Origin of the sequence: Streptomyces sp. NPDC048718 (genome assembly GCF_043198875.1) — a bacterium.
Classification (GTDB): domain Bacteria; phylum Actinomycetota; class Actinomycetes; order Streptomycetales; family Streptomycetaceae; genus Streptomyces.
In genome coordinates this window covers 134,033-148,482 of record NZ_JBICVG010000004.1, presented here as the reverse complement: position 1 = coordinate 148,482, position 14,450 = coordinate 134,033, and the positions used below count along the sequence as shown (strand labels likewise).

The 14,450-nt window shown below is 70.2% G+C and carries 13 protein-coding genes and 1 pseudogene; all 14 read right to left on the bottom strand.

Going from position 1 to position 14,450, the window contains the following annotated elements:
• Positions 1-5 precede the first annotated feature (5 nt).
• Positions 6-821, bottom strand: coding sequence for a F0F1 ATP synthase subunit delta (locus ACGFRB_RS08920; RefSeq protein WP_363001307.1), 816 nt, complete (start codon positions 819-821; stop codon positions 6-8).
• Entirely contained in the window at positions 818-1,363 is a 546-nt protein-coding gene (locus ACGFRB_RS08915) for a F0F1 ATP synthase subunit B (protein ID WP_361229986.1), read from the bottom strand. Before ACGFRB_RS08915 ends, ACGFRB_RS08920 begins: the two co-directional genes overlap by 4 nt.
• Positions 1,364-1,403: 40 nt before the next feature.
• Entirely contained in the window at positions 1,404-1,661 is a 258-nt protein-coding gene (atpE, locus tag ACGFRB_RS08910) for an ATP synthase F0 subunit C (protein WP_093874070.1), read from the bottom strand.
• A gap of 94 nt (positions 1,662-1,755) precedes the next feature.
• Positions 1,756-2,565 (bottom strand): F0F1 ATP synthase subunit A, encoded by an 810-nt coding sequence (gene atpB / locus ACGFRB_RS08905; protein ID WP_361229983.1) that lies wholly within the window; start codon positions 2,563-2,565, stop codon positions 1,756-1,758.
• 225 nt (positions 2,566-2,790) lie between these two features.
• The gene (locus tag ACGFRB_RS08900; protein ID WP_361229980.1) at positions 2,791-3,204 is read right to left on the bottom strand and encodes a hypothetical protein; all 414 of its coding nucleotides are present in this window, start codon (positions 3,202-3,204) and stop codon (positions 2,791-2,793) included.
• 262 nt (positions 3,205-3,466) lie between these two features.
• The gene (locus tag ACGFRB_RS08895; RefSeq protein WP_393240867.1) at positions 3,467-4,867 is read right to left on the bottom strand and encodes an MraY family glycosyltransferase; all 1,401 of its coding nucleotides are present in this window, start codon (positions 4,865-4,867) and stop codon (positions 3,467-3,469) included.
• A 118-nt stretch (positions 4,868-4,985) separates the two neighbouring features.
• A complete protein-coding gene (gene glyA / locus ACGFRB_RS08890; protein ID WP_393240864.1) occupies positions 4,986-6,299 on the bottom strand; it encodes a serine hydroxymethyltransferase in 1,314 nt (437 codons plus the stop codon).
• Between the two features lie 448 nt (positions 6,300-6,747).
• Entirely contained in the window at positions 6,748-7,431 is a 684-nt protein-coding gene (locus ACGFRB_RS08885; RefSeq protein ID WP_361229971.1) for a protein-tyrosine-phosphatase, read from the bottom strand.
• The gene (locus tag ACGFRB_RS08880; protein WP_361229968.1) at positions 7,428-8,075 is read right to left on the bottom strand and encodes an L-threonylcarbamoyladenylate synthase; all 648 of its coding nucleotides are present in this window, start codon (positions 8,073-8,075) and stop codon (positions 7,428-7,430) included. The genes ACGFRB_RS08885 and ACGFRB_RS08880 overlap by 4 nt, the downstream gene beginning before the upstream one ends.
• A 130-nt stretch (positions 8,076-8,205) precedes the next feature.
• Positions 8,206-9,051, bottom strand: a complete 846-nt coding sequence (gene prmC, locus ACGFRB_RS08875) for a peptide chain release factor N(5)-glutamine methyltransferase (protein WP_361229965.1) — start codon at positions 9,049-9,051, stop codon at positions 8,206-8,208.
• Positions 9,052-9,088: 37 nt separating this feature from the next.
• Positions 9,089-10,165, bottom strand: a complete 1,077-nt coding sequence (gene prfA / locus ACGFRB_RS08870) for a peptide chain release factor 1 (RefSeq protein WP_363001314.1) — start codon at positions 10,163-10,165, stop codon at positions 9,089-9,091.
• A 101-nt stretch (positions 10,166-10,266) separates the two neighbouring features.
• Positions 10,267-10,491, bottom strand: coding sequence for a 50S ribosomal protein L31 (gene rpmE / locus ACGFRB_RS08865; RefSeq protein ID WP_030761597.1), 225 nt, complete (start codon positions 10,489-10,491; stop codon positions 10,267-10,269).
• A 253-nt stretch (positions 10,492-10,744) separates the two neighbouring features.
• Positions 10,745-11,840, bottom strand: a pseudogene (locus ACGFRB_RS08860) (LCP family protein).
• A gap of 227 nt (positions 11,841-12,067) precedes the next feature.
• Complete coding sequence (gene rho / locus ACGFRB_RS08855) at positions 12,068-14,176, bottom strand: transcription termination factor Rho (RefSeq protein ID WP_393240858.1); 2,109 nt, start codon at positions 14,174-14,176, stop codon at positions 12,068-12,070.
• Positions 14,177-14,450 lie beyond the last annotated feature (274 nt).

The window sequence follows — 14,450 nt, the reverse complement described above, 5'->3', positions numbered from 1 at the left end:
CGAGGTCAGCCGGCCAGGCGGCGGGTCGCCTCGTCGAGGCGCTCCGCGATGGTGCCGTCGATGACCTCGTCACCGACCCGCACCGAGATCCCGCCGAGGACCGTCGGGTCCACGTCCAGGTTCAGGTGCATCTGGCGGCCGTACAGCTTGGCCAGAACGGCACCGAGGCGCTGCTTCTGCTGGTCGCTGAGCGGCACCGCGGAGGTGACGACGGCGACCATCCGGTCCCGGCGCGCCGCGGCGAGCTTGGACAGGGACTCGAGTCCCGACTCCAGGCTACGGCCCCGGGGCTGGGTCACCAGGCGGACGATCAGACGCTCGGTGACCGGGTTGGCCTTGCCGCCGAGCAGGCTGCGCAGCAGCTCGCTCTTGGCCGCGGCCTTCGCGGTCTTGTCCGTCAGCGCGGAGCGGAGCTCGTTGCTGGAGGAGACGATCCGGCCGAACCGGAACAGCTCGTCCTCGACGTCGTCGAGGGCGCCCGCCTTCTGGGCCGCGGTGAGGTCGGCGATGTTCGCCAGCTCCTCGGCCGCGTCGACCAGGTCGCGCGACTGCGACCAGCGGGAGCGCACCATCCCGGCGACCAGGTCGACGGTCTCGCCGCCCACCTGACCGGAAAGGAGTCGCCCGGCGAGCTCGGCCTTGGCCTCGCCCGCCTGCGCCGGGTCGGTCAGGACCCGACGCAGCGACACCTCGCGGTCGAGCAGCGCGGTGACGGCCGCCAGCTCGCCCGCGAGCTTGCCCGCGTCCACCGACGTGTTGTCGGTCAGTGCGTCGAGGGCCTCACGTGCGGCACTCAGTGCCTCGCGGCTCGCTCCGTTCATCGCACGGCCTCGGCCTTCTCCTCGAGTTCCTCAAGGAAGCGGTCGATGGTCCGGCTCTGACGGGCGTGGTCCTCGAGGGCCTCGCCGACGAGCTTCGACGCCAGGTCGGTCGCAAGCTTGCCGACGTCCTGACGCAGCGCGGCGGACGCGGCCTTGCGGTCGGCAGCGAGCTGCGTGTGACCGGCGGCGATGATCTCCTCGCGCTGGCGCTGGCCTTCCGCCTTCATCTCCTGGATGATCGCGGTGCCCTGCTCCGTCGCCTCCTGGCGAAGACGCGCGGCTTCGTGGCGGGCCTCGGCGAGCTGAGCCTTGTACTGCTCCAGCACACTCTGAGCCTCGACCTGGGCCGATTCGGCCTTCTCGATGCCACCCTCGATGGCCTCGCGACGCTCGTCCAGAACCTTGTTGATGTTCGGGAGGAGCTTCTTGGCGAGGAAGCCGAAGACGATGACGAAGGCGATCAGGCCGATGACGAGCTCGTCGAGATGCGGGATGAGCGGAGGCTGGGGCTCCGCCGCCTCCGCAAGAAGCAGAGCGTTCACATCAGTGCCTTCCGTAAAAAGGGTCGGACTTGTCAGCGGCTTACTGGTAGACGAAGCCCATGACGATGCCGATGAGGGCGAGCGCCTCACAGAAGGCGAAGCCCATGATCTGGTTGGTGCGGATCAGACCGGCGGCCTCGGGCTGACGGGCGAGGGCCTGCGTACCGTTACCGAAGATGATGCCGACGCCGACGCCGGGGCCGATCGCGGCGAGGCCGTAACCGATGGAGGCGACGTTGCCGACGACGTTCTCCTTGGCGCCGGCGGCGAGGTTGACCATGTCGAGAGCAGCGGACATGCCGTTACTTCCTTCTCTTTCAATGACCCGGTGGGGGTTGGCCACCGGACGACTGCTGGTTTCGGGGTGGGTGCTACGAGTCCGTGAGCGGGGCTCAGTGGTGCTCGGCGAGCGCGCCCTGGACGTAGCTGCAGGCCAGGAGGACGAAGACGTACGCCTGGACGGCCTGGATGAAGAGCTCGAAAGCGGTCATCACGAGAACCATCACGAACGAGGCGCCGGCGTAGACGAAGCCCAGGCCGTTCATGAGGTACCAGGTGGCCAGCGAGAACATCACGATCAGCAGGTGACCGGCGAACATGTTCGCGAACAGTCGCACCGCGTGCGTGAAGGGCCGGATGAGGAGGTTCGAGAAGAACTCGAGGACGACGACCATCGGCAGAATCGCGCCGAGGTTCTTGTCGTAACCGGTGATGTTCTTCCACCCGCCGACGAAGCCGTGCTTCTTGAAAGTCAGCGAGATCCACAGGACATAGACGATCAGCGCGAGAGCCGCCGGGAAGGCGATCAGCGAGGTGACCGGGAACTGGGCGACCGGAACGATCGACCACAGGTTCATGATCCAGACGAAGAAGAACAGCGACACCATCAGCGGGACGTACTTCTCGCCGTCCTTCTTGCCGATGATCTCGTAGACGATGCCGCGGCGCACGAAGTCGTAACCGGCCTCGCCGACCATCTGCATCTTGCCGGGGATCAGCTTGGGCTTGTTGAAAGCGGCCCAGAAGAAGCCGACGACCACGATCGAGCCCAGGATGGCGAGCAGCATCGGCTTGGTGAAGTCGAAGCTCCCCACCGTGAACAGGGGCTCGTACATGAACGTGTGCAGCCCCGGCGCCGGGAAGCCACATCCGGAGAAGATGTGGCAATCCGGGTCGAAGGCAAGCGTCTGGTCAGCACTCACCGCGGGCTCCTTCAGCGTGGCGCATAGGTACGGCAACCTCGTTGTGTCGGCGCGGCACGCAGCCGCGGGTCGGCACTGGACTGGTCTTACGGATAAGGGGGCGGCGGTTCGGCATCGAGCCTCTCGCTGGGTCAGGCGCCGTTCCGGATGCCCGCGCCCGCACTGCCGCAGTTGGCACCGGACGATAGCAGGAAGCAGCAGGCGGCTTTATCCCGGCCCTACCCTTCACGGCTTCGGCCCCGAATTGTCGGGGTCGATGTACGTGATCTTGGCCTTCATGTAGGCACGGGCCTGGGCGGCGACCCACACGATGGTGGTGCCGAGCAGCGTGAAGGCGAACGCCTTGAAGTTGAACGCGGTCGTCCCCTTCAACAGCGCCAGGAAGATGAAGAGCACCAGCAGCTGGGCCGTGTAGAGCATGAGCCCCATGGCCTGGAACAGATGCGGGAGCTTCTTCGCCGTCCGTTGCAGCACCAGCTGCCCGATGCCCATGAAGAGCAGGACGACCAGGGTTCCGATGACAGCGCCGAGCGCGCCCTTGCCACCCGCGACCACACCGCTGACGACCGTGGCGATGATGCCCGCGGCGGCGGTGGGGACTGCGGTATGCAGCAGGATGCGTGCGTCGTTGGACGGCATGGCGGTGTCTCCGCTTGCTGGAGGGGGCGATGGTGTCGTCATGGACGAGCGTAAGCCCGGACCGAGATGAGTCTCGGGGCCGAAAAGGCCGTCGCACTACGGTCTTTCGGCACTGTCGCCGGGTCTCGTGAACGGTATCACAAACTATTTGAATAGGTCTTTACTCGCGCGTGTGCCAACTCTCACACGTGAGAGTGACCGTGCACGTGCGAGCGCGACAGCGAGTCAACTCGCGTGCTAATGACCGGAGATGAGGCTTTCGTCAACCTCGCGCCCCGGCCTTACTTCGATCGGAGAAGCGTGAACGGTGGCCGATCGCGGTCGCTCCGTTGACCCCGGCCGGCACGGGCTCGTGGTCGCGCTCCTCCGCGGAGCCGGACCCGGCGTCCGCGTCGATGCCGGAGGTCGCTTCGGTGGTCGCTTCGGAGCCCGCGTCGGTGCCGGAGCCGGCCCCCTGGGCACCCGCCCGGGCCCCCTCGGTCCGCAGCCGGTACGCACGGCGCCGGTAGCGCGGCGGTACGACCGCCTGCGCCCAGCGCGGCGCTCTCGGCGAGAAACGCGGCAGCAGGAGCAGCACCAGGCCGACCGCGCTCAGCACGACCACGGCGAGGACGATCCACATCGACGTCGAGTGCACCGAATAGGCCAGCGTGCCGAAGGCGATGAGCGCCGACCAGAAGTACATGATCAGCACGGCACGGCTGTGCGAGTGCCCGATCTCCAGGAGCCGGTGGTGCAGATGCCCCCGGTCCGCCGCGAACGGCGACTGCCCCTTCCAGGTACGGCGCACGATGGCGAGCACCAGGTCCGCCATGGGGATCGCGATGATCGTCAGCGGCAGCACCAGCGGGATGAACACCGGCAGGGCGGCGTGCGTGGCGGCCTTCGTCGAGCCCTCGAAGATCTCCAGGAGGTCGGGGTCGACCTGGCCGGTGATCGAGATCGCGGACGCGGCCAGGATCAGGCCGATCAGCATCGAGCCGGAGTCGCCCATGAAGATCCGCGCCGGGTGCATGTTGTGCGGCAGATAGCCCAGACACATGCCCATGAGGATCGCGGCGAAGAGCGTCGCGGGGGCGGCGGCCTCGATGGTCAGGCCGTACCACATGCGGTACGCGTACAGGAAGAACGCCGCCGCGGCGATGCAGACCATGCCGGCGGCGAGGCCGTCGAGACCGTCGACGAAGTTCACCGCGTTGATCGTCAGGACGACCAGCGCCACGGTGAGCAGGGTGCCCTGCCACTGGGTGAGGGCGACCGTGCCGACGCCGGGGATGGGCAGCCACAGGATCGTCAGACCCTGGACGACCATCACGCCCGCGGAGATCATCTGCGCGCCGAGCTTGATCAGCGCGTCCAGTTCGAACTTGTCGTCCAGGACGCCGACGATCCAGATCAGCGCGGCGCCGGAGAGCAGCGCGCGGGGCTCGTTGGACAGCTCGAAGACGCTGCTGAGGTTTTGCAGATGGTCCGCGACCAGCAGGCCCGCGCACAGTCCGAAGAACATGGCGATGCCACCGAGCCGCGGTGTCGGTTCTCGGTGTACGTCGCGTGCGCGGATCTCCGGCATCGCCCCGGTCGCGATGGCGAACTTCCGCACCGGACCGGTCAGCAGATAGGTCACCGCGGCCGTGACACAGAGCGTCAGCAGGTAATCACGCACGGGCTGCCCCACAGGAATCGCTGGCCATCTCAGCCCCACACCCTAGCCGGGCCGTCCCCATGGTCGAGGACACCTCTCACTCTCCGACGGTTCCGGGGACGGGTGCGTTACCGGCTTTTTACTGGCGATACGGCGGAAACCGCCCGGTGATTTCCCGTACATCCGCCCGTACCCGGGCCGTTTCCGCGGCGTCGTCGCGCAACGCGGCGGTGAACAGTGCGGCGATTCTCGTCATCTCCGACGCCCCCATGCCCTGGGTGGTCACGGCCGCGGTACCCAGCCGGATGCCGCGCCCTTGGCCGTGCCGCTCCCCGTACGGCAGCGCGCAGGTGTCGAGGACGATCCCGGCCGCCGCGAGCCGGTCGCGGGCGGCCTTGCCGTCGACGCCCAGCGGCGCCGGGTCGGCGGTGACGAGATGGGTGTCGGTGCCGCCGGTCGTCGGCGTGAACCCCTCGGCGGCGAGCCCGGCGGCGAGCACGCGCGCGTTGTCGACGACCCGGTGCGCGTACGCGGCGAACGCCGGGGTCGCCGCCTCCCCGAACGCCACCGCCTTGGCGGCGATCGTGTGCATCTGCGCGCCTCCTTGCGTGAACGGGAAGACCGCCCGGTCGACCCGCTCCGCCAGCTCCTCGCCGCACAGGATCAGACCGCCGCGCGGGCCCCGCAGCACCTTGTGGGTGGTGCCGCAGACGATGTCCGCGTACGGGACGGGGTTCGGCGCCGCGCCGCCGGCGATCAGACCGAGCGGGTGCGCGGCGTCGGCGACGAGATAGGCGCCGACCTCGTCGGCGATGGCCCGAAAGAGCGCGTAGTCGAGATGGCGGGGGTAGGAGATCGAGCCGCAGACGATCGCTTTCGGCCGGTGGTGCCGGGCGAGCGCGGCGACCTGCTCGTAGTCGACGAGTCCGGTCTCCGCGTCGACGCCGTACGGGACGAAATCGAACCAGCGGCCGGAGAAGTTCGCGGGCGAACCATGGGTCAGATGTCCACCGTCGGTGAGTCCCATGGCGAGCACGGTGTCGCCGGGGCGCAGCAGCGCCGCGTAGGCGGCGAGGACGGCGGAGGAGCCGGAGTGCGGCTGGACGTTGGCGTGTTCCGCACCGAACAGGGCCCGGGCGCGCTCGACGGCGATCCGCTCGGCGGCGTCGGCGTAGACGCAGCCGCCGTGGTAGCGGGCGCCCGGGTAGCCCTCGGCGTACTTGTTGGCGAGCGGGGAGGCGAGGGCGGCCAGTACGGCGGGCGAGGTGAAGTTCTCGGCGGCGATGAGCTGGAGTCCGTCCGCCTGTCGTCGTCCCTCGCCGATCAGCACGTCGGCGATCTCGGGGTCCTGGCGGCGCAGGATGTCGAGGCCTGCGGTGGCGGCGGTGGCGGTACCGGCCTGGGAGCCGGGGCTGGCGTCGGTCGGCGCGCTGGGCACGGTGGGCGGGGACATGGGGGCGCTCCGGGCGGTGGGGGTGGCCTGAAATCCACTGTAGGCACCCTGCGCGCCCCCTGCTCCCTCACTGCTCCACTGGTGCGGCCGGCCGCTAGTGGGACCGCCACGGGCAGGCTGGGGCGCCGTACGGGGCCGTCAGGGGCGCGCGTACGGGAGGGAGAGGGGGGTCCGGAGGGACGGGCGGTCCGCTGTCCGGGGAAAGGTGTGCCCGAGAAGACGGCCGGAGGTGTGGCCGGGGGTGTGCGGCCGAGAGTGTGGCGGGGTGTGCGGCCAGGTGTGGCCGGGGTGTGCCGGAAGCGGTCCGGTCTGGGAGGGGGCCGGGGGTGTGGCCGGGGCGTGTGTGGCCGGGGTGTGGGTGGCCGGGGGCCCGGGGCCGGCGGGCGGGGACGCGGTGCTCCCCCGCGTCCGCTCGGTACCGAATCCGCCGCCCGGTACCGCGATCCGCTCAGTGCCGCGCCGGCACGCCCGTCAGCGCCGTGACCACCGGATCCAGCGCCTGCTGGATCTCGTCGCCGATGGAGCGGAAGAAGGTGATCGGCGCGCCGTACGGGTCGTTCACCTCGTCCGCCTCGGCCGACGGGGCGAGCAGCCACCCGCGCAGCGCGGCGGCGGCGCGGACCAGCGCGCGGGCGCGGTCGACCGTGCCGTGGTCGCCGCGCGGGTCCGGCAGCGTGGCCGGATCTATCGCGCGGACGAGGCGGGTGAACTCCTTCAGGGTGAAGGTCCGCATGCCCGCCGAGTGACCCATCGAGATGACCTGCGCGCGGTGGTCGCGGGTCGCCGTCAGGACCAGGTCCGCGCGGATGACGTGCTCGTCGAGGAGTTCACGGCCCACGAAGCCGCTGAAGTCCGCGCCGAAGTCGGCGAGGACGACCTCCGCGTTGGCCTCCATCGGGGCGCCCTCATGGCCCCAGGTGCCCGCGCTCTCCACGATCAGACCGCCGATGGGCCCCTGGCCGACATGGCCGGCGTACGGGCCGCCGAGCCGGTCGGCCAGGGCATGGCGGGTCAGCCGCTCGGTGATGGGCGAGCGGCAGACATTGCCGGTGCTGACGTGGAGGATGCGGAAAGTGCTGCGGTCGTACGCGTGCTCGTGCCCCGCTATGCCACGCCCCTGCGGGGTGGTCAATTCGCCACCTCGAGGTCGGGTACCACCTTCCGGAGCTCCTCCGCGGTCAGCGCGCCCTCGCGCAGCAGCACCGGCACCTTGCCCGTGACGTCCACGATGGACGACGGGACGATGCCGGGGGTCGGGCCGCCGTCCAGGTACACGGAGACGGAGTCGCCGAGCATGCCCTGGGCCGCGTCGCAGCTCTCCGGCGCCGGGTGACCGGTCAGGTTCGCCGAGGACACCGCCATCGGGCCGACCTCCGTGAGCAGCTCGATCGCGACCGGGTGCAGCGGCATCCGGATCGCGACGGTGCCTCGGGTGTCGCCCAGGTCCCACTGGAGGGACGGCTGGTGCTTGGCGACCAGGGTCAGCGCGCCGGGCCAGTACGCGTCGACGAGCTCCCAGGCCATCTCGGAGAAGTCCGTGACGAGGCCGTGCAGCGTGTTCGGGGAGCCGATGAGCACGGGCGTGGGCATGTTGCGGCCGCGGCCCTTGGCCGTGAGCAGGTCCGCGACGGCCTCCGAGCTGAAGGCGTCCGCCCCGATCCCGTACACGGTGTCGGTGGGCAGCACGACCAGTTCGCCGCGGCGCACCGCGGAGGCGGCTTCACGCAGACCCGTGGCCCGGTCGGTCGCCTCGTTGCAGTCGTATCGCCGAGCCATCAGGTCCGGTCCTCCCTCTTGTCGGTCACTCGGTTCGGCTCCGGCGCGCTCCAGCGTCCGTCGACGCCCGCGCGTCCCTTCGCCCCACTCGCTCCGCACCGGGCGGAGGCACTCGTCTGGTGGCCGCCCGTCACGGCGTCGCCTTGCGGGCGGTCGCGAAGCGCGGGCGGTTGTTCAGGTCGGGGTGGTCGGCGGCGTCGGCCCAGCCGGACTCCTCGTTGAAGATCCACGGGACCTGGCCGCCCTGGGTGTCGGCGTGCTCGATGACGACGAGCCCGCCGGGCCGCAGCAGCCGGTGCGCGGTGCGCTCGATGCCCCGGATGGTGTCGAGCCCGTCCTCGCCGGAGAACAGGGCCATGTCCGGGTCGTGGTCGCGGGCCTCGGGCGCCACGTACTCCCACTCGGTGAGCGGGATGTACGGGGGGTTGGAGATGACCAGGTCGACCTGACCGTTGAGCTCCGGCAGCGCCGTCAGCGCGTCGCCCTGGTGGACGGTGACGCGCGAGCCCTCCGCGTTCTTCCGGGTCCACACCAGCGCGTCGTCGGACAGCTCCACGGCGTGCACGCGCGAGCGCGGCACCTCCTGGGCCATGGCGAGCGCGATGGCGCCGGAGCCGGTGCACAGGTCGACGATGAGCGGTTCGACCACGTCCATCGCCCGGACGGCGTCTATGGCCCAGCCGACGACCGACTCGGTCTCGGGACGGGGCACGAAGACGCCGGGGCCGACCTGGAGCTCCAGGTACCGGAAGAAGGCCCGGCCGGTGATGTGCTGGAGCGGCTCGCGCGCCTCACGGCGGGCGATGGTCTCCCAGTAGCGGGCGTCGAAGTCGGCGTCCTTGACGTTGTGCAGCTCCCCCCGCTTCACGCCGTGCACGAACGCGGCGAGCTCCTCGGCGTCGAAACGCGGTGAGGGAACGCCGGCGTCGGCCAGCCGCTGGGTGGCCTGGGCCACCTCGGCAAGCAGCAGGTTCACGCTGGTCCTCCGTGGTGCGGGTGGGGCTTGGAAATTCTTACGCTGCGGCCAGCTTGGCAGCCGAGTCGGCGTCGACGCAGGCCTGGATGACCGCGTCGAGTTCGCCGTCGAGCACCTGGTCCAGGTTGTACGACTTGAAGCCGACCCGGTGGTCCGAGATGCGGTTCTCCGGGAAGTTGTACGTACGGATCTTCTCGGAACGGTCGACGGTGCGGACCTGGCTGCGGCGCGCGTCGGCGGCCTCGGCCTCGGCCTTCTCCTGCGCGGCGGCGAGCAGCCGCGAGCGGAGGATGCGCATGGCCTGCTCCTTGTTCTGGAGCTGGCTCTTCTCGTTCTGGCAGGAGGCCACGATGCCGGTGGGCAGGTGGGTGATGCGGACGGCGGAGTCGGTCGTGTTGACGGACTGGCCGCCGGGGCCGGACGAGCGGTAGACGTCGATGCGCAGGTCGTTCGCGTGGACCTCGACCTCGACCTCCTCGGCCTCCGGCGTGACGAGCACACCGGCCGCGGAGGTGTGGATACGGCCCTGCGACTCGGTGGCGGGCACGCGCTGCACGCGGTGCACCCCGCCCTCGTACTTCAGCCGCGCCCAGACGCCCTGGCCGGGCTCGGTGGCCCCGTTGCCGCCCTTGGTCTTCACCGCGACCTGGACGTCCTTGTAGCCGCCCAGCTCGGACTCCGTGGAGTCGATGATCTCGGTCTTCCAGCCGACGCGCTCGGCGTAGCGCAGGTACATGCGCAGCAGGTCGCCCGCGAAGAGCGCGGACTCGTCGCCGCCGGCACCGGCCTTGATCTCGAGGATGACGTCCTTGTCGTCGCTCGGGTCGCGCGGGACCAGCAGCAGACGGAGCTTCTCGGTGAGCTCCTCGCGCTGCTTCTCCAGCTGCTTGACCTCGGCGGCGAAGTCCGGGTCGTCGTGCGCGAACTCCTTGGCCGTCTCGATGTCCTCGCCGGTCCGCTTCCAGGACAGGTACGTGGAGACGATCGGGGTCAGCTCGGCGTAGCGCTTGTTCAGCTTGCGCGCGTTGGCCTGGTCAGCGTGGACCGAAGGATCAGCGAGCTTCTTCTCGAGATCGGCGTGTTCGCCGATCAGTTCCTCGACCGCCTCGAACATCGGGGGCTCCTGAGTGGTGTACGTACGTTGCTACGGGGACGGCAAAGCGCCGGTCCCGGCCACCCCGCGCAGGGGCAGCCGACGACCGGCGCTGTGGCTCGCTACTTCTTGGCGGAGCCGGCAGCCTTGCCGAAGCGGGCCTCGAAGCGGGCGACGCGGCCGCCGGTGTCGAGGATCTTCTGCTTGCCCGTGTAGAACGGGTGGCACTCGGAGCAGACCTCGGCACGGATGGTGCCCTCGGTCAGGGTGCTACGGGTGGTGAACGACGCGCCACAGGTGCAGCTGACCTGGGTCTCGACGTACTCGGGGTGAATCTCGCGCTTCAAGGTGTCTCCTAGTTTCGGGAGGGCTCCGGGTCGCCCGTGCGGGATGCTCGTGCGTGAACCGGGGCCGACGTACCAGTTTGCCAGGACTGGCCGTATCTCCCAAAACCGGGGTCCGCTCGGAACTATTCCCGGCGGGGTTCCGGGCCTCGCCGGGGCCTCGTCACGGGGCCTGGTGGGCCCTGCCGGAGCCCTGCCGAGGCTCTACCGGGGACCTGTCGAGGCTCTGCCGGGGCGCCACCGCACGGCTCACGCGTCACTTCACGATGCCGTCGGCCTTGCCCGTGGCGGTGTCCTGGGTGGCCGCGGCCGGGATCGGCCGGTCCGCCTTCAGGGCCTCCCAGACCTGTCGTGCCTTGGCCTCCACGGGCACGACACGGTTGGGGTCCACCGGGTCGTACACGACCGGCATCGTCACCATGTGCACGTCGTCGGCGCCGAGCTTCGACAGACCCCGGGCGAAGCTCGTCAGCTCCTTGACGGAATCCAGTTCGGAGTCGGGTGTGATCGCCTTGGTGGCGGTGTCCGCGATACCGAAGAGTTTCGTGGGGCTGGAGAACACCCCGACGCTCTTGACCTGCTGGATGAAGGCCTTCATGAAGGCCTGCTGGAGCTGGATGCGGCCGAGGTCGCTGCCGTCACCGACGCTCTTGCGGGTACGGACGAGGCCGAGGGACCGCTCGCCGTCGAGGGTGTGGGTGCCCGGGGCGAGGTCGAGATGGCTCTTGCCGTCCTTGATGGGCCGCGTGGTGGTGATCTCGACGCCGCCGAGCTGGTCGATCAGCTTGGTGAAGCCGGCGAAGTCGACCTCGATGTAGTGGTCCATGCGGATGCCGGACATCGACTCGACGGTCTTCACGGCGCAGGCCGGGCCGCCGACCTCGTACGCGGTGTTGAACATGACCCGGTGCTCGGCGGGGACCGCCGCGCCCTCGGCGCCGGTACAGGCGGGGCGGTCGACGAGGGTGTCGCGCGGTATGGAGACCACTGACGCCTTGGTGTGGCCGGGGTAGACGTGCACGACCATCGCGGTGTCCGAGCGGGCGCCGCCCTCGTCCTTGCCGTACGCGTGATTGGCGCCGGCGCGGGAGGACGAGGATGTCCTCGGAACCGTTGTCGACGTTGTCCGGCCGGTCCTTGCCGAGCTGGGCGTTGATGTCGACGCCCTGGATGTTGTGGTCGAGGTGGACGTACGCGTAGCCGAGTCCGGCACCGGCCCCGAGGATCAGGACCGCGCCGCTCCAGACCGCGACGACGACCGCGCGGCGGCGCCGGGCCCTCGGTTTGCGGCGGCGGCCGGTGGGGCGCCGGCGCGTGGGGCGTACGCGACCGCTGTCGTTCTGCTCGCTCATCCGTCTCCCTCAGGCCTTCGATTCACCTGGTGTGACGGCGAACCACCCGAAAGAGTTGCATGGGAGCTTATGAGGTTTAGATGATCAATGTCCGGTAAAACGACTGCGCCCACCGGCGGATGCTCGGTGGGCGCAGTCGTTTACGCAGGTCGCGGCGAGGTTACGGAGGGGAGGCGCGGTCTCCCGCTCTCCTGCCCCTCCCTCCCCGGAGTGACCGACGTCTCGCGTCAGTCGTTGTTGGCGCCAGGCGTCGTCTTCTGGATCTGCATCAGGAACTCGGCGTTCGACTTCGACTTCTTGAGTCGGTCGAGCAGCAGCTCGATCGCCTGCTGCTGGTCGAGCGCGTGCAGCACCCGGCGGAGCTTCCAGGTGATCGCCAGCTCCTCGCTGCCGAGCAGGATCTCCTCCTTGCGCGTACCCGAGGCGTCGACGTCGACGGCCGGGAAGATGCGCTTGTCGGCGAGCTTCCGGTCGAGCTTGAGCTCCATGTTGCCGGTGCCCTTGAACTCCTCGAAGATCACCTCGTCCATGCGCGAGCCGGTGTCGACCAGCGCGGTGGCCAGGATGGTCAGCGAGCCGCCGTCCTCGATGTTGCGCGCGGCACCGAAGAAGCGCTTCGGCGGGTAGAGCGCGGTCGAGTCGACACCACCGGACAGGATGCGGCCGGAGGCGGGCGCCGCGAGGTTGTACGCGCGGCCCAGGCGGGTGATGGAGTCGAGCAGGACGACCACGTCGTGACCCAGCTCGACCAGGCGCTTGGCGCGCTCGATGGCCAGCTCGGCGACGGTGGTGTGGTCCTCGGCCGGACGGTCGAAGGTCGAGGAGATGACCTCGCCCTTGACCGACCGCTGCATGTCGGTGACCTCTTCCGGACGCTCGTCGACCAGGACGACCATCAGGTGGCACTCGGGGTTGTTGTGGGTGATCGCGTTGGCGATCGCCTGCATGATCATGGTCTTGCCGGTCTTCGGCGGGGCCACGATCAGACCGCGCTGGCCCTTGCCGATCGGCGACACGAGGTCGATGATCCGCGTGGTCAGCACACCCGGGTCGGTCTCCAGGCTGAGCCGGTCCTGCGGGTAGAGCGGGGTCAGCTTGTTGAACTCGGGACGGCCGCGGCCGGACTCCGGCGCCATGCCGTTGACGGAGTCGAGGCGCACCAGCGCGTTGAACTTCTCGCGGCGCTCGCCGTCCTTCGGCTGGCGCACGGCGCCGGTGACATGGTCGCCCTTGCGCAGACCGCTCTTGCGGACCTGGGCGAGGGAGACGTAGACGTCGTTCGGGCCGGGCAGGTAGCCGGAGGTCCGGATGAACGCGTAGTTGTCGAGGATGTCGAGGATGCCCGCGACGGGGATCAGGACGTCGTCCTCGGAGACCTGCGGCTCGCCGGCGCCCGGGAAGTCGTCACGGCCACGACGGCCGCGGCGGTCGCGGTAGCGCCCGCGACGGCCACGACGGCCGCCGTCGTCGTCGAAGTCGTCCTGCGGGCCGGACTGCTGGCTGCCCTGGCCCTGACTCTGACCCTGACCCTGACCCTGGCCCTGGCGCTCCTTGCGCTGGCCGCCCTGCTGGTCGTCGCCCTTGCCGCGGTCGCGCTGACGGTCCCGGCGGCCCTGACGGTCGCCGCGCTCGCCGCGCTCGCCGCGCTCGCCACGGTCACCGCGCTCGCCGCGGTCACGGCGGCCCCGGCCCTCGGCGCCGTCGCCGGCGGCCTCGGAACGGGCCTCGCCCTGCGCCTGGCCCTGCTGCTCGGCCTTGGCCTCGCCGCGCTCGGCACGGGCCTCGCGGGCCTCGGTGCGGGTCTCGGTCTTGACGGCCTGGGCGGTCTCGCCCTTGGCCTCGGCGCCGTCCGGCGAACCGGCCGGGGCGGTGGCGCGACGGCGGCGGCGCTCGCCGGCCGGGGCGTCGTCACTGGCAGGCTGACCGGGGATCTCGATCTGCTGCTGGGCGACCGGCGCGGACTTCTCGGCCTTGACGGCCTTGTCGGCGACCTTCGGCGCGGCGTCGGCGCTCTCGGCCGTACGGGCCTTGGAGGTGGCGCGGCGCTTCGGCTTGGCCTCGGCCGTGTCGGCGGAGGCGGAAGAGGCGGCGGAACCGGAGCCCCCGGCCTGCGCCTCCTTGATGACCTCGATCAGCTGGCCCTTGCGCATCCGCGCGGTGCCCCTGATGCCGAGGCCGGACGCGACCTGCTGCAGCTCGGCCAGGACCATGCCCTCAAGGCCGGTGCCGGAGCGGCGGCGCCGTGTGGTGGTGCCGGAGGCAGCACCTGCGGCGGGCGCGGCGGCGTCGACAGAATTGTCGGCAGTCACGCCCATCAGATCGGTGGTGTCGCTCACGAAGGGTCCTTCCCTGGAGCGGACGTCGGCCATCTGGCTCGGCGACCGGTCGTGCTGTCCGGCAGCGGCCCTGCTTGGTGGACCGTGTCGGGGCGGTGGTCCCGCCGGGTACGGCGGAAAGAAAGAAAAACGTGCTGTGGGTCCGGCCCGAGCGCCCCCTGCTCGGCCCTCGGCGAGAGAAGCGAGGGGTGTCGTGCCGGTTCCGGAGCGTGCTCGAAACTGCTCAGGCAGGCTGCTCAGGCAGTGGAGGAGGCTCCCGGAAGAACGGGTGGTC

Excerpts from the sequence above, each read along its gene's own strand:
- prfA (WP_363001314.1), bottom strand. The coding sequence starts at position 10,165 with ATGTTCGAGGCGGTCGAGGAACTGATCGGCGAACACGCCGATCTCGAG.
- ACGFRB_RS08900 (WP_361229980.1), bottom strand. The coding sequence starts at position 3,204 with ATGCCGTCCAACGACGCACGCATCCTGCTGCATACCGCAGTCCCCACC.
- glyA (WP_393240864.1), bottom strand. The coding sequence starts at position 6,299 with ATGTCCCCGCCCACCGTGCCCAGCGCGCCGACCGACGCCAGCCCCGGC.
- ACGFRB_RS08920 (WP_363001307.1), bottom strand. The coding sequence starts at position 821 with ATGAACGGAGCGAGCCGCGAGGCACTGAGTGCCGCACGTGAGGCCCTC.
- ACGFRB_RS08880 (WP_361229968.1), bottom strand. The coding sequence starts at position 8,075 with ATGGCTCGGCGATACGACTGCAACGAGGCGACCGACCGGGCCACGGGT.
- atpE (WP_093874070.1), bottom strand. The coding sequence starts at position 1,661 with ATGTCCGCTGCTCTCGACATGGTCAACCTCGCCGCCGGCGCCAAGGAG.